Annotated in this window: 16 protein-coding genes; 6 read left to right on the plus strand and 10 right to left on the minus strand. The window is 38.1% G+C overall.

Annotation, left to right across the window (positions count from 1 at the left end; translation table 11 throughout):
* Positions 1-151 precede the first annotated feature (151 nt).
* Together AAOP42_RS16835 and AAOP42_RS16840 are read right to left on the minus strand one after the other, a co-directional pair.
* The gene (locus AAOP42_RS16835) at positions 152-2920 is read right to left on the minus strand and encodes a phosphoenolpyruvate carboxylase (RefSeq protein ID WP_349529721.1); all 2769 of its coding nucleotides are present in this window, start codon (positions 2918-2920) and stop codon (positions 152-154) included.
* A gap of 129 nt (positions 2921-3049) precedes the next feature.
* The gene (locus AAOP42_RS16840; RefSeq protein ID WP_349529722.1) at positions 3050-4270 is read right to left on the minus strand and encodes a BaiN/RdsA family NAD(P)/FAD-dependent oxidoreductase; all 1221 of its coding nucleotides are present in this window, start codon (positions 4268-4270) and stop codon (positions 3050-3052) included.
* A 239-nt stretch (positions 4271-4509) separates the two neighbouring features.
* Between AAOP42_RS16840 and ffh the strand changes: the two genes are divergently transcribed.
* The 5 genes from ffh to AAOP42_RS16865 all read left to right on the plus strand — a co-directional run bounded on the left by ffh (position 4510) and on the right by AAOP42_RS16865 (position 10620).
* Positions 4510-5838 carry a signal recognition particle protein gene (ffh, locus tag AAOP42_RS16845; protein ID WP_349529723.1) on the plus strand — a complete coding sequence of 443 codons (1329 nt, stop codon included), beginning with the start codon at positions 4510-4512 and terminating at the stop codon, positions 5836-5838.
* A 3-nt stretch (positions 5839-5841) separates the two neighbouring features.
* Positions 5842-6534, plus strand: a complete 693-nt coding sequence (locus AAOP42_RS16850) for a class I SAM-dependent methyltransferase (protein ID WP_349529724.1) — start codon at positions 5842-5844, stop codon at positions 6532-6534.
* A 475-nt stretch (positions 6535-7009) separates the two neighbouring features.
* Positions 7010-8806 carry an acyl-CoA dehydrogenase FadE gene (locus AAOP42_RS16855; protein WP_349529725.1) on the plus strand — a complete coding sequence of 599 codons (1797 nt, stop codon included), beginning with the start codon at positions 7010-7012 and terminating at the stop codon, positions 8804-8806.
* 193 nt (positions 8807-8999) lie between these two features.
* On the plus strand, positions 9000-10460 hold the full coding sequence (locus AAOP42_RS16860) for an NAD(P)/FAD-dependent oxidoreductase (protein ID WP_349529726.1): 1461 nt from the start codon (positions 9000-9002) through the stop codon (positions 10458-10460).
* A 1-nt stretch (position 10461) separates the two neighbouring features.
* Entirely contained in the window at positions 10462-10620 is a 159-nt protein-coding gene (locus AAOP42_RS16865; RefSeq protein ID WP_349529727.1) for a hypothetical protein, read from the plus strand.
* Positions 10621-10833: 213 nt separating this feature from the next.
* On the opposite strand, the gene AAOP42_RS16870 is transcribed toward AAOP42_RS16865, so the two are convergent.
* Genes AAOP42_RS16870 through AAOP42_RS16880 form a run of 3 tightly spaced genes read right to left on the minus strand, consistent with a single transcriptional unit; the run spans position 10834 to position 14655 of the window.
* Entirely contained in the window at positions 10834-11697 is an 864-nt protein-coding gene (locus AAOP42_RS16870) for a hypothetical protein (protein ID WP_349529728.1), read from the minus strand.
* 5 nt (positions 11698-11702) lie between these two features.
* Positions 11703-13382, minus strand: coding sequence for an ATP-binding protein (locus AAOP42_RS16875; RefSeq protein WP_349529729.1), 1680 nt, complete (start codon positions 13380-13382; stop codon positions 11703-11705).
* The gene (locus AAOP42_RS16880; RefSeq protein ID WP_349529730.1) at positions 13375-14655 is read right to left on the minus strand and encodes a DNA-methyltransferase; all 1281 of its coding nucleotides are present in this window, start codon (positions 14653-14655) and stop codon (positions 13375-13377) included. The genes AAOP42_RS16875 and AAOP42_RS16880 overlap by 8 nt, the downstream gene beginning before the upstream one ends.
* A 25-nt stretch (positions 14656-14680) precedes the next feature.
* On the opposite strand from AAOP42_RS16880, the gene AAOP42_RS16885 reads away from it, so the two are divergent.
* A complete protein-coding gene (locus tag AAOP42_RS16885) occupies positions 14681-15460 on the plus strand; it encodes a uracil-DNA glycosylase family protein (protein WP_349529731.1) in 780 nt (259 codons plus the stop codon).
* A 127-nt stretch (positions 15461-15587) separates the two neighbouring features.
* On the opposite strand, the gene AAOP42_RS16890 is transcribed toward AAOP42_RS16885, so the two are convergent.
* The 5 genes from AAOP42_RS16890 to AAOP42_RS16910 form a co-directional block, all read right to left on the minus strand.
* Entirely contained in the window at positions 15588-16997 is a 1410-nt protein-coding gene (locus AAOP42_RS16890) for a putative oxidoreductase C-terminal domain-containing protein (protein ID WP_349529732.1), read from the minus strand.
* 2 nt (positions 16998-16999) lie between these two features.
* Positions 17000-18373 (minus strand): Gfo/Idh/MocA family protein, encoded by a 1374-nt coding sequence (locus AAOP42_RS16895; RefSeq protein WP_349529838.1) that lies wholly within the window; start codon positions 18371-18373, stop codon positions 17000-17002.
* A gap of 53 nt (positions 18374-18426) precedes the next feature.
* On the minus strand, positions 18427-19239 hold the full coding sequence (locus tag AAOP42_RS16900; RefSeq protein WP_349529733.1) for a ThuA domain-containing protein: 813 nt from the start codon (positions 19237-19239) through the stop codon (positions 18427-18429).
* Between the two features lie 8 nt (positions 19240-19247).
* Positions 19248-20528, minus strand: coding sequence for a DUF6807 domain-containing protein (locus tag AAOP42_RS16905; RefSeq protein ID WP_349529734.1), 1281 nt, complete (start codon positions 20526-20528; stop codon positions 19248-19250).
* Positions 20529-20855: 327 nt separating this feature from the next.
* Complete coding sequence (locus AAOP42_RS16910; RefSeq protein ID WP_349529735.1) at positions 20856-23279, minus strand: LamG domain-containing protein; 2424 nt, start codon at positions 23277-23279, stop codon at positions 20856-20858.
* Positions 23280-23382: the final 103 nt, after the last annotated feature.

Here is a 23382-nt window from a genome sequence, read left to right on the forward strand (position 1 = left end):
GATTTAGCTACTCAACTTGCCTTCAAAAACATGACAACCAACTCAAGTTTTACCCTCAAGGACACGGGAAAACTTCGAATGGTTGTGATAATATCAAAAAAAAAAGACCGGAAAATTTCCGGTCTTTTTTGTCTATAAAAAATATTAATATTTATCCTGTGTTTCTCATAGCACTCGCTATGGCATTAATAGACAACATCAATTTTGTCTGAGAATCTGCGATATCCGGATCATTGTCTTTTTTCTGTTGACGCCATTTTTTCAATAAGGCTATTTGCTTCTTATGTAAATCGACCATCACTGTGGCTCTTAACTTATTAGAATAATAATGATTTACTCTACGAGTTTCGATATTCTCCTCCAATAGGTCATACAAATAGTCTCTGGTAAGCTTCAATTCTGAAAGAAACATATTCAGAAATTTTTCTTTGATTTTTTGATCTTCAACCAAATCGGCATATTCTGCCATTATTTTTTCATCAGTGGCCGCAAGACTAGTATCTACATTGGTCAGCACATATCTGATAAAAATATCGGTTTTAGTAGCTTCTTTGAATTTGTCGTATTCTTCGGGGCTTTCGGTTTTCAACTTATGCAAGGTGGTACCGATTCCATACCAACTGGTCATGTGATACCTGCATTGACTCCATGAAAACACCCATGGAATTGCGCGTAAATCTTCCAAGCTATTGGCTCCTGTTCTTTTCGCTGGCCTTGATCCTATCTTGCTTGTCTCTATAGCATCTATAGGTGTAGCCTGACGAAAGTATGGAATAAACCCATCTTCACGAAGAAGGTTTTCATAATGTTTCTTACTATTTGCAGCGAGCTTTTCTATTATATCAGCCAGAGGATGGTAGTGTCTTTTGGTGGATTTATCCAAAATAGTTTTAGACATAGCATTGGCAGCCAAAAGCTCTAAATTATAAGTTGCATTTACCTTATTTTCATATTTCTGGGCAATCGTTTCGCCTTGCTCGGTCAACCTAATCTCACCATTTATCGCATTATAAGGGAGTGCTTTGATAAAGTAATGTGTAGGGCCTGATCCACGGCTTATCGATCCACCTTTTCCATGGAAAAATCTAATCTTCACTCCATTATCTACTCCAACTTGTGCCAGTTTGTACTGAGCCTTGTACAAATTCCATTGGCTGGCCATAATACCACCGTCCTTATTACTGTCACTGTAGCCAACCATGACCTGCTGTACCGGTATCTCCCATTTGTATTGTTTTTGGAGAAAATCCATAGTGTTTTTGGTGAAGGCGTGGTTAAGAAAACCGTTCAATATTTCGGTACCGTTTTCTAAGTCTTCAATAGTCTCCAGCAATGGAACAACCGGAACTTTACAGGCAATACCATTTTCCGTCAACTCTGTCAATCCAGCTTCTCTGGCCAATAGGTACACAACAAGTAGATCAGAGACTGATCTGGTCATGCTAACGATAAAGGATCCTATACCTTCTGTACCAAACTGAAATATATGTTGTTCAATCACCCGATAGCAATCCAAAACAGCCTTTGCATTACCTTCCAGTTTGGCATTTATGCTGGTAAAAGGACGGTTGGTTTTTAATTCTTTGGTAAGAAACTCTACTCTTTTAGCTTCATCCCATTCTGCAAAATTGGTTTCCTCATATTGAGCAGCTTTGAGCAGTTGTTCAACAGCTTTATCATGGAAGTCACTGTTTTGTCTGATATCAAGATTGGCCAATCGGAATCCGAAGGTTTCTACTATTCTGATTGCATTGTTGACATCATCAAATGCGACTGATTTAGCTCCATAGGCTATTAGACTCTTTTGCAATATCTTTAAATCATTTAACAATTCTGAAGAATACACATAACATCCTTTGTGTTCAAACAAATGAGTAGCATGCCCCCTCTCCGAATCTACCGGAAGTTTAAACACCATCAGGTTGGTAAATTGTCTAAACGCCTCTCCTTCATTTCTACTAATAGCAATCTCTCCCCTTTCATCAAGTTCAGACAGCATTTCTTGTACTCGTTCTTTTAGTCCTCCTTCGCTACTTTCAAGAGCACAGCTAAAACTCAACCGCTTTAATAAGGTCATCAACTTGCGTCTGATTACAATAATCGAATGTAACCTCAGTTGTTTTAAAGTATCTGCGGTAATTGCCGAAGTAATGAGCGGGTGACCATCTCTGTCTCCACCTACCCAGTTGCCAAATGCGATTTTTGGGAAAGCATGTTTTTCAAGAATATCTTCAATTTTATTACCGGACTCACTCCATGCCTGTAACAACCTCCTGTCAAGCACGGGGATTACCTGGGGAAATACATTTGTCAGATAATGCAAAATATTAGCAAGTTCAGATTGTACATCTGGTTTTTCCAGGTATATCTCCCCTGTTTTCCACAAGCGGTATAGCGTAAGCTTGACATTGTGTCTTATGTTGTTTCTTTCCCTTTCCGTAAACATTTTGTTCTCCAACTGAACCAACAAAAGATATAATTCCCGGTGGTGATCTAATACTGTTCCCCGTTTGGCTTCTGTAGGGTGCGCTGTTAATACAGGTTCAATGCGGATTTTGGGAATATTCTCAATAATTGTTTCAGAAGAAATCCCGTTTTTCAGTAAGTCGTTAATGTTTTGAGCCCACAAACCATTTTCTGCTGCAAGAGACTTTTCGTTTTCCAGTTTTCTTCTGCTTTGTACTGCCCCATTTACCTCGACCATATTCACCAACTGAAATACCAAAGAGTACAACTGAACATGTTTTCCTGTAATACTATCTCCCAAGTTGTCTGCCAGGTCATTTATAAAAGGAATTTGTCCGGCAATATCCGCTTCCCCATTATCTTCCAGAATTTCTTTTAAAGCAACCAGTAAAAATTCGAGATCATAATAAGGCTTTCCGAGCTTTTGCTGTACTTCTTGTAATATTTTCTTCATTATAGTGATTTTGTTAATATTTTGACAATGATTTTGAGGTTCTGTTGTTTTGAAAGTGCAATTTAGATTGTTTTTACATCAATTCATAAAATGACTGGAGTTAGAAAAAACTCAAACCAATTGTTCTTTTCATTCCAAAACTTCGACTGCACTTTTCCCTGCGATAAACCCTGTAGTCCATGCAGCCTGAAAATTAAATCCACCTGTAACACCATCAATATCCATTACTTCCCCTGAAAAATAGAGACCGGGGCACACTTTGCTTTCCATTGTTTTCACATCAATGTTCTGTAAGCTTACTCCACCACATGTTACAAACTCTTCTTTGAAGGTTGTTTTTCCCTTTACCTTATAAAGGTCATTTAGAAGTACATTAATTAATTGATTCAATTTCTTCTTTGGCAAGATGTCCCAAACCTGCTCTTGAGAAATGTCCACCTTTTCCAAAAGAAATAACCACAAGCGAGATGGTAAATTAAATGGATTCTTATTGATCATTTTCCTTTTCCTGAAACCATCAAATTCTAAATGTAATTTCTCCCGAAGTTGATTTTCATTAAAGCTTCCAAGCCAATTGATCCTGACTTCAAAATCGTAATTTCTGGTATAGAGTTCTCTCGCTGCAAAAGCAGAGAGTTTTAGTATAGCCGGTCCACTCATACCCCAATGAGTAATTAATAAAGCTCCTTGATTTTTCAATTTAGTTCCTTGAATAGAAACAGTCACATTATCAGCAACCAGCCCCATAAGAGACTTGATAGGCTCATTGGGCATATTAAAGGTAAATAAAGAAGGAATCGGTGGCTCTATTTTATGACCTAACTCCTGCAGCCACAGATAAGAAGACATTTTAGGACTACCACCTGTGGTAACAATAATCTTATCTACCGCTACTTTTTCATAGTCAACATCTAAAATAAAGTAACCTCCATCTTGTATTACTTTTTCAACAGTACTTTCCTTTCTAATTTCTACTCCTAACTTTCTGGACTCGGTCAACAAACAATCAATTATGGTCTGTGAGTCATCAGTAACAGGAAACATTCTGTTATCAGCTTCAACTTTCAGCTTTACCTGCCTTGACTCAAACCACTTAATAGTGTCTTTTGTATAAAATTGTGAAAAAGCCTTTTTCAAAAACTTTTCTCCTCTGGGATATTTTCCAGCCAATTCAGAAATACTGAAACAAGAATTAGTCACATTGCAACGCCCTCCACCAGACACTTTGACTTTTGCCAGTAGCTTTTTTGTCTTTTCAAACAAAACTACCTCGACATTCTTATTATAATTTTTACAAGAAATGGCAGCAAAAAAACCTGCAGCTCCCCCACCTATCACTGCTATTTTCATTTGGTATCTATTCTGTAGTGAAAAAAAACAAAAATATTCCTTTTTAAGGGAAAGACGACTCAGACAAAGAATCAATCTTTTGAAGGAAGCAGAACAACTAAATCACTATGCACTGCAGGTGTATAGGTTTAACTCATTTTGTGACCAATAAATCAAAAGTCAATACTGTATGACTAATAATTAATGGATAAATCACTACTTTTGCAGCAATTTTAGAACCAAATAATAATTAAAGGACGATGTTTGACAATCTTAGTGTAAAGCTGGACAAAGCGTTTAAAACGCTGAAGGGACAAGGCAGGATAACTGAAATAAATGTTGCTACAACAGTAAAAGAGATCAGAAGAGCACTCATTGATGCCGATGTAAACTACAAGGTTGCCAAAGACGTCACAGACAATATTAAAGAAAAGGCTCTGGGACAGGATGTATTGATCGCTGTATCCCCGGGGCAATTGCTTACCAAGATTGTAGCAGAGGAGTTGACACTGTTGATGGGTAAATCCAACGAACCTATCAATTTACTGGGTGATCCAAATATTATTCTTATTTCAGGTTTACAGGGTTCAGGTAAAACCACTTTTAGTGGAAAACTTGCCAACCACCTCAAAAGCCAAAGAAATGTACTTTTGGTAGCCTGTGATATTTACAGGCCTGCCGCAATAGATCAGCTAAAAGTATTGGGCGAGCAAATTGACGTGGATGTATATGCTGAACCTGAAAACAAAGACGCACTCAGTATTGCAAAAAATGCCCTGAAATACGCCAAAGAAAACAACAAAAAAACAGTAATAGTCGATACTGCCGGACGTTTGGCAGTGGATGAGGAAATGATGCGGGAGATAGAGTCACTGAAAAAGAATCTGAATCCGGCGGAAACCCTGTTTGTAGTTGATTCCATGACAGGTCAGGATGCGGTAAACACAGCCAAAACCTTCAACGAACGATTGAATTTTGATGGTGTGGTATTGACCAAACTTGATGGTGATACCCGGGGTGGAGCAGCACTTTCTATCCGCACTGTTGTCAATAAGCCCATCAAATTCATCAGCCACGGTGAGAAAATGGAAGCCCTTGATCTGTTTCATCCGGACAGGATGGCCAACAGGATTTTGGGTATGGGTGATGTGGTGTCTTTGGTTGAAAAAGCACAACAGAACTTTGATGAAGAAGAATCCAGAAGAATTCAGAAGAAAATCAGAAAGAACCAATTCGGTTTTGATGATTTTTTATCTCAATTGGAGCAAATCAAAAAAATGGGTAACCTAAAAGACCTGATGGGAATGATCCCGGGTGTAGGCAAAGCCATAAAAGATATAGACATTGATGACGATTCGCTGAAACCAATAGAAGCAATCATCAAATCAATGACACCCTCCGAAAGAGAAAATCCGGATATTATCAATGGAAACAGGAAAATCAGAATCTCTAAAGGCAGTGGCACCACTGTGCAGGAAGTAAATCAACTGCTGAAGCAGTTTGACCAAATGCGCAAAATGATGAAAACCATGAACAAAATGGGTGGAGCCAAACGAGCACTGCAAGGGATGAACCTGATGGGTCGATAAAAAGTGAAAGACATTCACGGACAAGCCATTCTCGATTACCATCTCGGAGACCGTCAATCCAGACTTTTCATTAACAACACTTATGGAGAACCCGAAGAAATGCCCGTTGAGGTATATTTCAGGTCAGTTGATGACTTTTCTGAAATAGAAACCAAAGCCATGGCTCTTTGTTCAGGAAAGATATTGGATATAGGTGCGGCAGCTGGCTCTAATGTATTGGCACTACAAAATGAAGGCAAAGAAGCTTATGCACTGGAATTATCAGAAGGGTGCGTTGAAGTAATGAAAGCCCGAGGCATTTCCAATGTCATTTTTGAAGATTACAAACAACACTCCGGCAAATATGACACTCTCCTGTTATTGATGAATGGAATCGGTATAGCCGACACACTCAATGAAATTCCTGATTTCCTGAAAGTTTGCAAGGGACTTCTTAACCCGGGAGGACAAATCATTTTGGACTCATCAGATATCAAATACTTGTATGACGAAGACCCTGATATTGAAGTCCCCTATCCTTATTATGGTGACATCCGCTATCAATATGAATACAAAGGTCAGCCGGGCGAATGGTTTAACTGGGTATATGCTGATCAGGAAATGCTTACGCAAATTGTAGAAGATGCAGGGCTACAGATTGAAATAATTATTGAAGATGAATTTGATCAATACCTTGCAAGGATTACAGGATTTTAATCTGAAGGTTACTATTCAATAGAAATCATGTATCTACAGTTTTGTCAAATTTCTATCTTGTTTTCTGGAATACCATGCGCTTGGTAGTCAGTCTGTGTGCCTAAGATTCTTAACTTCCTGCCCCGCCAGCCATAGCCGTCAGTTCAGGATGACAAGGGTACAGGTGAACCAAAACTAATCATCCTTCCTAAAGCCTGATGTAACACTACTACATTTAGTTTTTTCACGCTGAGCGTAGCGAAGTGTCTCAACTTATTTGTTTTTTTAAAGTAATCAACCTCCCTTTATCATATTCTAATTTCTATTAACCTTACGCTCTACCACAACAACTCTCCTACTTATTCCTAAATAGAATATTTTTTAGAAAAAAATTAAATATGTTATGCGTGCATACTAAGTATTATTCGTATATTTGAACATGTTATGCATGCATAACATGTTAAAGTAGTAAACATTACTAATTTCTATTCTCACTATGGAAACATTACAAAAAAAATATTCAATTAAAGGAGGTGAATTTCTCATCCGTGAAACGAATTGTCAGGATGTATTTATTCCTGAAGAATTCACTGAAGAGCAAAAGATGATGGCAGATGCCACTACTGATTTTATAAAAAAAGAAATCTATCCAAACATTGAGAAAATAGAAAAACAAGAAGACAACATCATGCCTCAACTCATGGAAAAGGCTGGTGAACTGGGTCTTTTGGGTATTTCTGTACCGGAAGAATATGGTGGTCTTGGAATGAATTTCAACACATCAATGCTTATTGCAGATAAAGTAGGATCCACAGGGTCTTTTTCTACAGCTTATGGTGCCCATACAGGTATAGGAACCCTTCCTATTCTTTATTACGGCACAGAAGAGCAAAAGCAAAAATACCTTCCACTGATTGCTTCAGGAGAATGGAAATCCTGCTACTGCCTGACAGAACCTGATTCAGGATCGGATGCCAATGCAGGAAAAACCAAAGCAGTACTGACAGAAGACGGTAAGCATTATTTGATCACAGGTCAGAAAATGTGGATCTCTAATGGAGGCTTTGCAGACCTGTTAATTGTATTCGCCAAAATAGAAGATGATAAAAAATTGACTGCATTTATTGTAGAGAAGACATTCGGTGGAATAACCATGAATGACGAAGAAGTGAAGTTGGGTATCAAAGGATCATCTACCAGGCAGATATTCTTCAACGACACCAAAGTGCCTGTTGAAAACATGCTTTCAGAAAGACAAAATGGTTTCAAAATAGCCGTAAACATACTCAACATAGGAAGGATCAAACTGGGTGCAGGTGTTATCGGTGGCTGTGTAGAAGTAATCAACACCGCCGTAAACTACGCCAATGAGAGAAAACAATTTGGAGTCTCTATCTCAAGTTTTGGTGCTATCAAGCACAAGATCGCAGAAATGGCCATCAAAACATTTGTAACGGAATCCACTGCATACAGAGCGGGACAGAATATTGACGACAAGATTGAAGATCTGATTGCAAGTGGTACTCCTGATGGAGAAGCCAAATTGAAAAGCTTTGAACAATTTGCCATTGAATGTGCCATTATAAAAATACACGGATCGGAAGTACTCGACTATATAGTAGATGAAGGGGTTCAAATCTATGGTGGCATGGGCTTTTCAGAAGAAGCTCCTATGGCGAGAGCCTATAGAGATGCCAGGATCACCAGAATCTATGAAGGTACCAATGAAATCAACAGAATGCTGTTGGTAGGAATGATCCTCAAAAGAGCATTGAAAGGTGAACTGAATATCATGGAGCCTGCTATGGCAGTAGCCAAGGAATTGACTTCTGTTCCCTCTTTTGAATCAGTGGACTTGTCACAACCATTTGCTGAAGAAAAAGAAGTACTCAAGAAACTGAAAAAAGCGGTATTGATGGTAGCCGGTAAAGCTGCCCAGTCTTTCGGTCCTAAACTGGACGATGAGCAGGAAATACTGATGAACATAGCCGACATGCTGATCGAAATATACGCCAGTGAATCGGTACTGCTTAGAGCTGAGAAACTGATGCTGACAAAAGGAGAAGAAGCTTGTAAGCTTCAAATCAATGCAGCCAAAGTTTACCTCAACGATGCAGTAGATAAAATCAATAAAGCAGGAAAAGAAGCCATCTGTTCATTCACCACAGGAGACGAACAAAAAGTAATGCTCATGGGAATGAAAAGATATACGAAAATAAGCACTGTTAACCCAAAGCAGCTTAGGAGAGAAATTGCAGATGCAATAATCTCCAAAAATCAATATGTGTTTTAATTAATACGTATTGCGATTCTACTTATAAAGCCGTCCCGATATTTTCGAGACGGCTTTTTTTCTGCTATTATCCCCATAACTCTGAATAAATATCAAACAGATAGACTGATATATATCAACCCATGAGGTAACAAAAGTCACCGAATAGGTATATTGTATCTGCTACCTTTGATTCATACCAAAAACAAATACGATGGCAAAAGTAGTCATATTAGGCGCAGGGGTTTCCGGGCATACAGCCGCATTGACCTTGAGACGGAAACTGTCAAACAAACACGAAGTGGTAGTTGTTAGCCCAAACAGCAAATATCAATGGATGCCGTCAAATATCTGGGTGGGTATTGGAAGGATGAAATCCAAACAGGTAACCTTCTCGCTGGCTCCTGTGTACAAACGCAAGAGAATCAGTTTTCATCAGGCCAAAGCAGTTTCTATACATCCGGAAGGCAACATCAAAGAAGCCAAACCTTATGTTACCATTGATTATACCGATCCTGAAAAACAAGGGGTACAAGAAACAATCACTTATGATTATCTGGTCAATGCAACTGGCCCCAAATTGAATTTTGAGGCAACAGAGGGGCTTTCCCCGGAAGTCGGACACTGCAACTCAGTTTGTACTTTTGGCCATGCCGAAAATACGTGGAACAACCTGCAGGCTGTAATAAAAAAAATGGAAGCCGGGCAAAAACAAACTCTTGTGGTTGGAACAGGCCATGCTATGGCCACCTGCCAGGGAGCCGCTTTTGAATACGTATTAAATATCGCTTTTGAAATAAAAAAACGAAATCTGGAAGAACAGGCAGAATTGATCTGGATCACCAATGAATATGAAGTTGGTGACTTTGGAATGGGTGGAGCATATGTACAACGCAATGGATACATCACTTCTACCACGGTATTTGCGGAATCTATACTGGCAGAATACGGTATCCGGTGGATCAAACGTGCCGGAGTTCAAAAACTAGATGGCAAGAAAATATATTATGAAAACCTGGATGGAGAAAGCCTGGAACTCCCCTACGACTTTTCAATGCTGATACCTTCATTTTCCGGAGTAGGGTTAAAAACATATGACAAAAACGGACTAGACATTACAGATACCGTATTTGCAGCCAATGGGTTTATGAAGGTAGATGCTGACTATACAGCAAAGCCTTATGAAGAATGGGACGCAGAAGACTGGCCATCTGTATATCAAAATCCTACTTACGACAATATGTATGCTGCAGGTATTGCTTTTGCTCCGCCTCACGCTATTTCAAAGCCAATGAAATCCAAAACAGGAAAAATGATTTCGCCAACACCTCCCAGAACGGGTATGCCATCTGGGGTTATAGGCAAAGTTGTAGCACTGAATATAGCCGAAAAGATAAAGAAGGGGATTTCTACCAACAACCACAGAGCCTCTATGGCCAAAATGGGTGCAGCATGCGTGGTTTCAGCAGGCTTTGGCATGACAAAGGGTATGGCAGCCACTATGACGGTTTTCCCAATAGTGCAAGACTGGAAAAAATACCCACGCTGGGGAAGAAACCTGAGTTATACCGTTGGTGAAGCCGGGCTTGCAGGCCATTGGATCAAAGTTATGTTACATTATCTTTTTCTATACAAAGCCAAAGCACGTCCGTTTTGGTGGTTAATCCCTGAATGACATGAACGCTAAAAAATTTATCCCTTATTCTGAAGTAAGCTTTGCTACTGTACCCGGTAAAAGCACACGTTTCTGGCGAAATTTCTGGCCCTGGCAAATTATACGGTTCATCGTATTGAACCTGAAAATGATGCGTATAGTTGTGGGTGGGCATTCTTAAAATCTAGTTAATACAAATACACTTATATATTAGAAATACTGAATGCAGCAACACTCACCTAATATTACGTCAGTACTGACGTAGTATAACGAAGATTAGAAATTTCATTAGTATGAGACAAGTATTTAAAATCTCCAATTTACGTAGTGATTTTCGAAGTTTCACCAAGCCTACTTCATAATGCTTTAGCAATTTCTTGATTAGGAAGTATTTCTAGCTATTGACGGCAAGTCTCAATACCTGAGACAATGAATTTACCACAACTTCAGAGTATATCAAGTTCTCGGGTTGTTCTTCTTGAAATTCAAAGTTGAATAGGACTGAGTACATTTTTCTTCTTTCTTCTTCGCCGTACACAATACACTCATGCTTAACCAACCTAAAGTGAGAATTTGAGGCTTTTTTAAGCACTATTTTGGTCAACCCGATTATTGATAAGTTATCATAGTCAAGGTCATCAATACTTTGATATCTTTTATCAAATTCTTCTTTGAATAGAATAGCACTGGGATCTTTTAGATTACTTGAAATTGTCTTTTTTAGTAAAGACTTGTATGCTTCTTCGTCATCATCTTCAGTTGATGGCCAAGTCATAAAGAAAGAAAAACTTCTTTTGTGGACAGCTTGAAATTTAAATATTAGATCTACTTTTTCATCAATCGGAACCTTATTCTTGGAAATATTACCATCGTAATCAAGGTTCACAGCATCTACAGGAAAAATCCGTTCACTTCCTCTCATGATGCCTTCGTATTTCTGTCTTAGATGAGAACCGATTTCTTGACTTTCAACCACTGCATTGACAAGTTTAGTACTTAGAGTCATAAATATCTTACTTCGTTTTTCAAAGCATACAACCTTTCCTTTGGTAATTGTTAGTGTCCCTGTTTCATTTTCTTCCCAATCAATCAGCCCATTATTTTTAAAAATATATAAGTCGTGCATTTCTTCGGCTGGAAAAGTGATCACACCAACACCATTATCATGTGAAACACATTCTCTAATAAATTCCACCCATTTTTCTCTTATTAAATCTTTGTGCGCTGAGTTGTTTAGATAGGTCGGTGTTGTGCTCATAAGAGTCAGTTCTTAATGTTTTTCCAGTCGTTTACCTTTTGATAAAAGAGCTTTCTAAGCTTCTGGACATCCCCATCCGCTTCCTTGAACGCACTTTCAAAAATCAAAAAAATGCTTTCTAGATATTCCCAATCCTTTTTCTTGAATTTTTTAACTATTGACTCATCAACTTCTACAGTTGAAGTCTTAGCTGATGAATCTACAATTCGAATGGGTGCAAATACTTTTTCTTCTTCAGAAGTATCGCTCTCTTTTGATGATCCTTTTTTTGGTTTTGGAGGGTGTGAAGCTTTTGTATACTCAACTTTAGCTGAGCTCAGTATTTTTCTACCAGCCTCCTTCTTTGCATTTTTCTTTTCTTCTTCTCTAAAATCTCTTGCCCCCTGATAAAGAGCAAGAGCCATTTTAAACACTTTATCATCCAATAGTCGATGAAGAAAATTCTGAAGTGCCAAATAATGTTGGTGAGTTACTCTGAATGACTTCCTGTCAATATTCATGGCATCTTCAAGACCCTTTTCGATATATAATTCACCTGAAACCCAGCTCCTAAAGAGCTGATAAGTATAGTAGGGGAATTTCATGAAGGAATCATCAAACCCGTAATTATCAGAAATAGGAACGTTTTTAATTCTAATAGCAACTCCATTATATTCCTTAGGAAAAATTATTCCATGTTGTACATAGAAATATCCTGTCAATTTTATCTCGTCACCATCTTCATTCGGAACTTTGATGCTTTCTTTAAATGATAGGTACTGAGAATTTACATCCTTATTTTTTGAAAAGTAAATTGGTTTTTTGAGATATATCCCGTCCAAATCAACTTTAAAATCAAGTTGTTTATGTCGAGCAACAATGTCATCTATGATTTCATCATTTGCGTTCTCAATTGGCCCTCCATCAATATATTCCACAGGGATATATGATGCCAAGTCAATAATAAATTGCACATAGGCATTATCCTCGCTGAATGATTTTAGCTTATTACTAGTATGAAACTCTAGCAAGTCCTTCATGCTAGTAAAAAAATTCTTATCGTAATTTTTGTTTTTTTTCTTAAGTAACTCCGACAAATACTGCTTGTCATCAAGGATATTTTTAACAGATTCCTTAAGTCCTAAAAGACGAATAATTGTATAATGTTCGTCAGAATCTTCCGCATCATTAACCAATTCATATTCGCCTTTTATAATCCCCTCTTCTTCACCTTCATCCGGAACAGCTGCATCTTCAAAATATTTTTTAAAATTTATATTCGCAGTAAACTTAAGTGGCTCACCTTTTTTTGTAGATGTTATCTCCAACTCATGGCAGATTTCATTTACTGCTATAAAACCAATGCCAATTTTTCCTATCAAAGGTCTTTTGAGCATTTCAGATAGGCTAGAATCGGTTCGCTTTGTTGAATGGCTAATCCATGCAAATTTCTTATCAAAATCGACAGCATTCATCCCTTTTCCATCATCAATAATTGTTATGCTATCATGAACAGGTTTTACTCTGATAGTCACCACTTTGGCATCTGCGTCATAGGAATTATTTACAAGCTCCTTAATGCAACTGGCTGGAGAACTATATATCCCTGAACTTAAGTCATTAATTATTTGAGTATGGACTTTGATTCTGCCCTTTTGAACGACATCCAGTGTAAGGTCTATTTTGTTATCAGTGAGATCACTCATAATCTTTCTCGTCTAATTCAACCTTGATTTCGCTCAAAATCAATTCATTCTTTATTTTAAGTGATAAATCACGATTTTCTAAAAACCTCTTGTACTTATGTGTTACTTTATTAGTATAAACATAAATATCTTTTTTCGAAATTAACGGCTTAAATTCTTCTATTTCTGATGTAAGAAAGAATTCAGGTTCTACTCCGAATTTTGACAATGGGGCTTTTTGGATACAGGATTCGATAGATTCAAGTATCGATTCATGATCCGAATTTGGAATTAAAAGAATGGCATACTTACATTTTACGATTGCGTTTAATTTTTCTGGTTGGCCATTCGTTTTTTGGACAAAAATTTTCGAAACAGACTGCTTTAAATCAGTATCTATTTTTTGATAAAGGATTTTTGCAAACTTTAGACATCTCAGGTTTATTATTAAATCCCTGAAGTCTTCTTGTAAGTATTTGTTCTTCTCTTCTATTTCATATTCTCTCTTCTTGTTGTTACCTGTTTCCTTCAAGTAATTCTCGAACATTTCTATATACTCAGTATTTAACTCAAAGCCTAAATACTTGCGTTTCATATTGTCAGCTTTTGCTAAGACTGCTCCAGACCCAGAAAAAACATCCAAAACAGTCTCTCCCTCTCTAGTCGTCAACTTTAAAATTTGCGCAATCATTTCCTCTGGCAAAGGACAGAAATGATCAATATAACCATCACCCCATGATCCTTGTGTTGGAATATCAAAATGCCATATAGCATCTGGCGTTTTTCCTTTTGGATTGTAACGTTCAGGATATTTTACCCACCATTTTTTTAAAGATTGAAAATCACGTACCTCATCAACATAAAAATTGTATTCTTTAGTTTTTGAAAACATTAAAACATACTCAAACAAATTCCTCATTTGACCTTTGTGAGCCCAGGGGACCGTTCGATCTTTACCCCAGATAATTACTTCTTGTAATTTCCAACCTACTTGAGTTATTTTGTTTGAAAAATCAAAGGGAAGAGGAACAACTTCTCCATCTCTTCTAAAGGCATCAATTATAACCCATAATGTTCCCGTTTCTTTTGTTGCATCATAGACCTTTTTGAAAACTAGCTCTAAATCATTTAAATAATCATCATACTTTTGTCCGTATCCTATTTGATTTTTAGAACCATAATCTTTTAAGTCAAAATAAGGGGGTGAAGTAATAGTAACATCAACAAGTGGTTCTTTAATTACAGTATCAATTTCCCGAGCATCAATATTATGCACTGTATATATATCCTTCATTCTTTTTTTTACCGCAACAAATTTTGTGCATAAAATTAGTACTTTTGGCTCAAATGATAGTAGCAAACAGAATTTAATGAACCAGATTGAACAACACCCGAGATTGAATCTTTCAAATTTGACTTTAATTGAATCAAAGATAATTCTTGGAAGTTTTCCAACTTGGACTTTAACTGGCTCGGATACTGAAAAAAACAATCAAAAAGAAACTGAAAGAACTGAAAATGGGGACATCCCTTACTTTTATGGCAGTTCATCAAATAGATTCTGGATTTGGTACAAAAACTATATTGATCAGAGTATCCCGATAAAAGATATTAGTTCAATTGAAAAGAGTCTCAAAAGGAATGAAATAGGCATCACAGACGTTATTATTTCTTGTAGTAGAAAAGGGAAATCAGCATTAGATAAACATTTAACAAATCGAACCTACAATTTTACCTTTTTTAAATACCCAAAAAAAGGACAAACTCTTAAAATCCTCTGTACTTCAAAAGGGGTTATGAACGACATGTTTCTCAGTCGGAAATTCTTCAACATTCACCCACATTTATCAATCAATCAGAAAGAATCTAACAATTTTCAAAAAAAACTAGCACCCAATTTTAATGGTAATTTAGAGTTAGTAAGAATGCCGTTTTATCAAGAAATTGATGTCCACCAAGGAGGGAAAATAAAATGTTTTGCCTTACCGTCACCAGGGAGTCCTTTTAGGAGATTGATTGATTTTGGACATGTTGCAGATAGTTCTGATAAGTTTTTGAGTAATTATTTGAAAACAGTTTTCGATTGGTTCAATACCTGAACTCCAGTAATTTCTTAATTGGTTTTTTATTTGTATTGCATTTACGGTTACAGATAAATTGACCACAAAAAAACCGTCCCCAAAAAATGGAGACGGCTTTCTAAGCTAATTATTTTGTACTATAACCTTACTTACACTTCAAATAAGCCTGAGTGGTAGTGTAATACTTGGCAAGCATATTGGGTACTTCCCAGTCTGGTAGTTTTCCATCTTTAAGGTATTCCAGATACTTTTCTGTCACCTGAGTAAAGTGGGCTTCATGTCCCTTTTTGTATTTTTCAGGAATAGCAACAATCCATCCATTGGCAGACTTTTCAATCGCCACTCCCGGGTATTGTGCATTGATTTTGTCTATTCCCTTTTGAAGTTCCTGCCCGAAGGCAGCTGCATCTACTCCAGCAATTGGCTCCACATATAACATAGGTTTGTAGCCCTGCTCCTGCCCTTGCCTGATCACCAAGTTAGATTTTGTTCCCCTCATAATGGAATAATGTGTATCCTTGGCTCCTTCTGGTGCTTCGTAGTTCCAGATCACAGAAGCTTTGGCATAAATGCCCTTGATCTTATAATTGATCTCTCCGTTTGCAAATACATGTAATACAGAGTCATTTTGAACATCTTTCAACAGGTCGTCAGGATAACCATCCAGCCCTGTCACTCTATTGAATTGAGAAGGAGTAAGTTTTGTAGGCCATCTTTTTGCCGACACTATTTCCACATCCTTTTCATAGTCAATAATTTGCTCAGGAAAACATTCCCACTGGATCAGATCAACCAAGTGTGTGTTAACATCCACTATCCCCTCGCCTTGTTTGGAAACATCAAAAAACCAGGATGGCCTGATCAACGCTTTTCCAGATACATATTTGAAAAAATGATGTACACTTTCCTTGGTTACTGCCGGATTATCTTCACTCCCTACTTCCAACTGGCCAAAGACTGAAGGCATCTGAGACAAGCTCTTTTGCAAAATTGTAGAAATCTCATAACGCTCGGTCATGATGTCATACAACAACACACCATTTGCTTCTGCCAGTTCAAAAGCTTCTTTAAGCAAGTCAAACTTTTCTGGTGTTATGATCATTGGCTTGTCAGCCAGCACATTGATACCGGCTGCCACTGCATCTTTAATGTATTCTGTTTTCAGTGCATTGTTTCCCGCAACCACCATCACATTTCCCGGACGTTCTGCTACCATTTTCTCAAAGAAATCATCCCCTCTGTACACATTTTCCTTCCACTGTGTAGGGTTGTCAGCTCTGGTATTGAAACCGTCAATACGAGCAAGGTGTCCTTCCAAATCAGGCCCGGCAGGTGCAAATACATATACTTCAGGATCTACCTGCCCGTACATAAACTTTTGCACCAAAGCGGCATGAAAATGCCCGGGATCAAGGGTCATCAGCCTGACTTCACCCTTCGCTCCTGTGAACTTACCTGCGCTATTTTGATCCATATTATTCTTTTCTTTAGTTGGCTGGCATGCGACAACCACAGCCATTGCCAACAAAAAAACAATCGTTTTGTCTAATCTCATAATTAATGTTTGATATAGTTTGTACCATAAGGATAACGCTGTGGCCTGCTCAACATTGAATTTGCCACATCGTTGTTTTTGAATCTTTCTATCTTGGGATCCCATTCCAGTTTCGTATCCAGTTTCATCGCTATATGACTCACTAAACACACAGAACATGCCCTGTGCCCGATTTCTACTGGAGAAATAGGTTGCTTGCGTGTTTTAATACAATCCAGCCAATTGCCATGCTGTTCATCACTTCTATACAACCTGATTTCATTGTCTTTGATCTCAGAAGTTAAAATCTTTGGATCACTGGCATTAAGTGCTTTTGCACTTTTTTCTTTATCTACAGGATCGCTTGCTGATGCAGTATAGCTACCTCTGGAAACAAAGATCCAACCGTCTTCACCTTCATATCTGATACCGTTGGTGTAGCCACCACTGGTGTACATGGTAATGCCATTGGCATACTCAGCTTTCACCATAAAATCACCATGCACGTCCCAAAACCCTGATTTAGGAAACTGAGCCACCGCTTCAACAGATATTGGCCCTGTATATTCTGTATCCATCCCCCACGCTGCAGAGTCGAAATGGTGCTGTCCCCATCCTGTAATCATTCCGGCACCAAACTGTTCCTTTCTTAACCAACCTGGCCGGCTGTACCCTTTCTGAGGGTGCACTCCGGTTTCGGTGTAAGGCACTTCAGGAGTAGAACCCAACCACATGTCGTAGTTCAGGTTTTTCGGTACAGGCATTTCTTCCACTTCTGGCCCGGACGGATCACCTGGTAATCCGACCTTTACTGTATGGATTTTTCCGATTCTTCCATTCCGCACCAACTCAGCAGCAATACGAAATTGTGGCATGGAACGCTGTTGCGTACCAACTTGCAATATCACTCCTTGTTTGTGTACAATGTCGCTGAGCAACCTTCCTTCTTCTACTGTAAGCGAAGTTGGTTTTTGAACATAAATATCTTTTCCAGCCAAAGCTGCTTCTATAGCAGGCTGGGAATGCCAGTGATCAGGAGTTGAAATAAGTACTCCGTCAATATCAGGATTTATCAACAACTCACGGTAATCATCATAAATTTTGGCATCCATATATCCCTTGCCATTTTTCTTTTCATAGTAGCCATCTACTAATTTCTTAGCATCGGCTACTCTGTTGCTGTCCAGGTCACATACAGCAATCATTCTGGCCTGGTCGTATTTCAACGTCTCAGCCATGTCATGATCTCTGGCGATACGGCCACATCCTATTTGTCCCAAGTTGATTTTGTTGCTTGGTGCATTTTTACCAAAAACAGAAGATGGAACTATAGTAGGTGCGAATATCAAACCTGCTGAGCCCAAAGCTGCCTTTTTCAGGTATTCGCGTCTTCCCATTCCTTTTTTTGTTTCATTATTGTTCTTCATAGTTCTAGTTTGTAAAAGTGAATTTAATCAATGATAAGTTTAGTAGTGGCATTGGTGTAGTCCAATTTGCCTTTTTTATTTATTGCCCATTTTATGCCTCCCAATAAGTGCTTTTGAAATGTAGGATCTTCATAGTGCTCAATTTGATGTCCCAAAGAGGTGTACCATTGTCTTCCTCCATCAAACTCATGATCCCAGCACAATGGAAACGTTTTACCGAATATATCAAATGGGTACTCCTCTTTCTTACTGTCTTCTACTGAGGTCATGTCTGCAACCAGCAACACATGAATGTCAGGGTTTAGGTTGGAATGGTAGTAACATTCTTCTTTTTCTCTTTGATAAATCTCTGGCAAAAAATCAGTTGAAGGATGGTTTTTGTCTAGCACCTTAACAGTAAAGTCCTGATTTGGAGCATGTCTCCTAAACTTTCCCCCTATCATTTTCCAAAACCAAGGCCACTCCCTTTCTGATCCCGTAGCGGAATGTATGCCTACAAATGAACCTCCGGCCTGGATGTACCTTTGAAAAGCCAGTTTTTGCTCATCCGTATCAAAAATTCCATTATTGGTATTTGAAAAAATCAAAGCATCGTATTGCTTTAGGTTTTCCTCTGTGAAAAGTGACGGGTCTTCAGAAACATCAATTTCTATCTTATTTTCCAAACAGATCTTCGTGATAGCTTTAATACTGCTTGGAATGTTTTTATGCACATAACCTTCTCCATTTTTGGTATAGAGTAGTACCTTCTTCTTTTTCGCTGAAACTGAAAATGAGGAAGTTACTAAAAAAGCCAGTAGTAAAACCCCTGTAATAATGTTAAACCTTTTGTTCATGATTGTATTTAGTTAAATATTAATTCTACTCTTGGTGGATGGGCAAAATCATTCCAAACCTGTTCTGCCCGTTCTTTTGATATTTTGCCGTCATATACCAGCATTCGGTATTTCAATACATAGTTATTGCCAGGCATCAGTTTCCAGTCTCTATCCTGGGTTGGGTTAAAGTTGAAAAACACATTTTCCTTGCCCTTGTTGGCTCCAACTGGCCAAATTCTAAGCTGTTCCGGATAATTGAAATTGGAAGGATGAGTCATAAACAAAATGCCTGAAGTGCCAAAATCAGACACTCCATTCACATCGCACCAACGTGCTCTTGTTGCATTGCCATCTTCTTTGGTTTTGCCCCCGGAAGTAAGCAATGTAGCTGTATTGTCATTCCATTTTTCAGTGGCTCTAAAGCCGAATCCTTCGTACCTGTATTTCTCAATCGTCAGAGGACTTTCACTGTCACAATTTATAGAAGACATAAAATCAATCAGCCAAATTTTCGATTCAGGATCAACATTCCAAACCCTTATCTCCCATTCCTCATTCAAGGCTACTTTCGATCCATCAGGATCAGGAGCGGTAAGGTCAATATGTTCATGTATGGCTTTAAATCTCCCCATTACATCACTGCTTTCCACCAGTGTTACCTTTTTAGAGCGCACTGTTCCTTCGGCTTTGTTCAGGTTCCAAAAGTCGATTTTTCTATCTTCAAATTCAGTATGAGTCCAGGGATTCCAGATCCCCACATGATGGTAATGATCCGGTGGTTGCACCCGTGTAAGCACCTCTCCTTTTGGCGACCAGAGCGGATGGATAAAACCACCCCGTTGGTACAAATCAGTAGTACCTTCCGGTGCAGGGATAGGCGAAATTTGATATTGCAATACATTCGTACCTTTTATGGTTACTTTCAGGTTGTCTTTACCTTTTTCCAATTGCACTTCAGGTATTTTGCTTCTTTGAGCCATAGTATCCAAAGCAGTCAGCACAATTTCAAAATTACGTTTTGCCTGCCTTTTTGTGCTACCTGAAAGTACCCACCACAATCTGGCATAGTACCCCTGCTCAATATGAGATTTGACCAGTTCTTTGCTCTTCCCTTTTACTTCGTAAACTCTCAGTTCTTTATTGGCCTGATCAAATTCAAGACCTTCCAGTGATACACCTACTACAGTATTGTCTCTTGCAAATTCTCCCGCATAAACGACTACACTGCTTAATCTAATATCCTGACAATTGGCACTGGACACTGCCAGGCATATTACAATCAGTAAGCTTATTTTATTTTTTAGCATTTTAGTATAGTGATATAAGTTTTATAGCAAAGCAAGTCAAACGCATTTAAAAATTCCAGCTATCCATTAGGCAAGTTGTTCAAGAGATATTTCTTACTTATTACAGGCCGACAAGAAAGATTTCTCCTTCGTCGAAATGACAAAAGAGCTCAAAATGACGGCTATTGCAACTAGTGCTGTAAGGAGATGTAGCATTTAAAATGCGTTTGACCTACCTATTGCCAGAAGCCTAAGCTTTTAACCAAAGATGGCATTTCACCCCAAAATATTGAGCTAATTCAGAGTTAATTCAGAGCTAATTTCTAAGAAAAGAGTATTTATTTTCCATTAGGGATGAAAATCATTGAAAGAAACGGTGAATTCTTCACTATAAAATTGGTGGTAAAGCTTGACAAAACCCTGATATACCTTGAGGGCTTGTTCGTGCTTTTTTTGATTTTTAAGTGCTGCCACTTTGTATTTAATAGCAATTTCATGCACTACATCAAAAGTCAGGATATTGTCGCAGTAGTCAATAAGCAGGTCAAATTCCTTTTCATTCCACAACCGATTTAACTCAGGAGTATATATGTCAATAATTTTATTCGACACTTCAAATTTATAGGGATCGAGCCACTCTTTGGAGAGGTTCGGCAGAAAATCACCATAACGAATAATCTTACTAAGCTTATTCAGATTTTCCTCTTCACTGGAAAACCCATTCACCAAGTCCAAAAATTCTTTATAGTCCGAATAGACATCATCCGCTACTACAAGTGTCCAAAATTGGTTATTGTACTTCAATTCGACACCATCCAGTTTGGATAAAACCTGTCTCAGCTTGGTAGTTGACACGCCCCGATTGTTGATGGCTTTATCCCTGGATAAATCAGGCCAAATATTGATTGATAAATCCTCCGATGAAATTCCTTTTTTACTTTTCAAAGTCGCCAGGTACAATAATATAAACAGCTCTTTGAGCCTTGGAGTGATTTCATTAGTGATATTAGTACCATCTCTACCCAAAACTTTCAATCCTCCAAACATATAGATTGCATTGCATTCAGTCTGGTTCAAAATCGTCGGACTTTTTGTAATCACCAAATCCGAAGTGGTGGTTTTCTTAGCAAAGAATTTAGATTTAAACCCCACTAAAACCGTGACGAGAAAAACTAGTGTGAGTGGTATCCAAACAATGTACCAGGGAAAGGCAGTCTCCATCTCAAACGAACCCTGATAAACATTCAGAATTTCACTCTCTCCCAAAGCCCTGTTCCAAAAAATGACATCATCTATTTTGCCGTCAAAAAAGGTTTCCACACCTAATGAAGTTTCCCTGTGTCCCAAAATCAAATTGCCAACTCCTCTAAATGGGGCTCTACCACCGGAAAGCGTGTCCAATTTTCCATTGATAAAAATGGCTTGTTGCTGAAGCTCTTTTCTATACCGCCACACAATGTTGTACCACTTATCGGCCTCCAATACTGTCTTTCCTTCCAAGTCGTTGTGATAAAAGGCAAAATATGGTTTTTTTTTCCTGACCAAAACATGCAATCCCTCGGAGTATTTGTTCTTAATAGATGAAAGAATAATCTGATCTCTCATATCTATACTATCCAGTTTAATCCAGGTAGAAATGGTAAAACTCTCATTCACTATTCCTAAATCCTTCAAATCTGGCAAGCGGGCAAAATATTTTCCTTCCAGAGAAGCTACTTTGGATCGATTAAAATCATCAGTAAACACAATTCCACTGCTCTCACCAACAAGGTGGTTGGATGAAATATCATTGATACCTTCATCAAGTGGAAAGAAAGCTGTGACCCCATCCGATAGATTTTTCTTGATGGATTTTATTTTGATCAACTCATTGGTTTGACCATTAAAAACCAATTGCTCAGGTGAAAATGAATACCCGGGGCTTTGAGGAGTCAATGAAAATGTTTCTCCACTATAAGCCGGAAAACAAAAAGTATTTCCAGTAGTAACAGGGAAATCTCCCTTCCAGTTGATCACGTCCTGTCCTGCATTTTCAAAACTTACACTGCCGTACAAGCGTTCTGTGGAATTGATAATTTCATAAATCCTCTGTGGGAATGTTACTCCATCCAACAAAATGAAATTAGGAATTTGACCTGTTGCTTTCCAGACTTCAATAAATGCGTCCACAAAATTGGGAGTCAATTGAAATTGGCTTATTTCCGTATCTTTCGGTAATTCCACAGATAGAAACAAAAGCTGTCCTGGCAACACCACTTCTCCTGATAACTGGAAAGACCCCAAATCATGGACATAATTTCCATGAATTATATTTTGAGTATTGCTGCCATCCAAGAAAAATACAATCAATTGCTTTCCTTTTCTGGAAAGTACTTCGGGTGACTCCCATTCCATAGAAGCAGATTGCGTATGCTTTTTACTTGTTAATTGAGCCTGAGTGAAAATACGATCAACCCACACTTCAGATACGGATTTGAAAAGAACGGTTTTCACCTCATCAGGATGTTCATTCAAAAATTGATTGAGCCTGGCAAAAAGCAAATTAAACTCTTGTTCAAACAAGTACTCCTGGTCTTTGTTTCCACTGAAATCAAATAGAATGGCTGTATTAGAACGATTTATAAAATTTTTAAAAATTGTTTCTTTTGACTTTTCATCACCATTAAAACGGTATTTCACCAGCTCATTACTAAGGTGTTCATAGCTAAGCTGCGCATGGCCAATCAATGAGAAAAAAACGAAAAACAGAACCAGACAGGTATTCTTGGTCATTCTAACAATCTGTATAATAGTGGTCTGCTACAAATCTAATCGAAACCAGATTAAATGAACTAATCAGAGCAAAAACCGATGTATCAGCTCTGAAAAATCTGAA

It is taken from the genome of Reichenbachiella sp. MALMAid0571, from assembly GCF_040151475.1.
Taxonomy (GTDB): Bacteria; Bacteroidota; Bacteroidia; order Cytophagales; family Cyclobacteriaceae; genus CAXBNB01.

Bases quoted from the DNA above. Each gene is read 5' to 3' on its own strand.
- AAOP42_RS16835 (WP_349529721.1), bottom strand. From the start codon at position 2,920: ATGAAGAAAATATTACAAGAAGTACAGCAAAAGCTCGGAAAGCCTTAT.
- AAOP42_RS16840 (WP_349529722.1), bottom strand. From the start codon at position 4,270: ATGAAAATAGCAGTGATAGGTGGGGGAGCTGCAGGTTTTTTTGCTGCC.
- ffh (WP_349529723.1), top strand. From the start codon at position 4,510: ATGTTTGACAATCTTAGTGTAAAGCTGGACAAAGCGTTTAAAACGCTG.
- AAOP42_RS16855 (WP_349529725.1), top strand. From the start codon at position 7,010: ATGGAAACATTACAAAAAAAATATTCAATTAAAGGAGGTGAATTTCTC.
- AAOP42_RS16860 (WP_349529726.1), top strand. From the start codon at position 9,000: ATGGCAAAAGTAGTCATATTAGGCGCAGGGGTTTCCGGGCATACAGCC.
- AAOP42_RS16865 (WP_349529727.1), top strand. From the start codon at position 10,462: ATGAACGCTAAAAAATTTATCCCTTATTCTGAAGTAAGCTTTGCTACT.
- AAOP42_RS16870 (WP_349529728.1), bottom strand. From the start codon at position 11,697: ATGAGCACAACACCGACCTATCTAAACAACTCAGCGCACAAAGATTTA.
- AAOP42_RS16875 (WP_349529729.1), bottom strand. From the start codon at position 13,382: ATGAGTGATCTCACTGATAACAAAATAGACCTTACACTGGATGTCGTT.
- AAOP42_RS16880 (WP_349529730.1), bottom strand. From the start codon at position 14,655: ATGAAGGATATATATACAGTGCATAATATTGATGCTCGGGAAATTGAT.
- AAOP42_RS16890 (WP_349529732.1), bottom strand. From the start codon at position 16,997: ATGAGATTAGACAAAACGATTGTTTTTTTGTTGGCAATGGCTGTGGTT.
- AAOP42_RS16895 (WP_349529838.1), bottom strand. From the start codon at position 18,373: ATGGGAAGACGCGAATACCTGAAAAAGGCAGCTTTGGGCTCAGCAGGT.
- AAOP42_RS16900 (WP_349529733.1), bottom strand. From the start codon at position 19,239: ATGAACAAAAGGTTTAACATTATTACAGGGGTTTTACTACTGGCTTTT.
- AAOP42_RS16905 (WP_349529734.1), bottom strand. From the start codon at position 20,528: ATGCTAAAAAATAAAATAAGCTTACTGATTGTAATATGCCTGGCAGTG.
- AAOP42_RS16910 (WP_349529735.1), bottom strand. From the start codon at position 23,279: ATGACCAAGAATACCTGTCTGGTTCTGTTTTTCGTTTTTTTCTCATTG.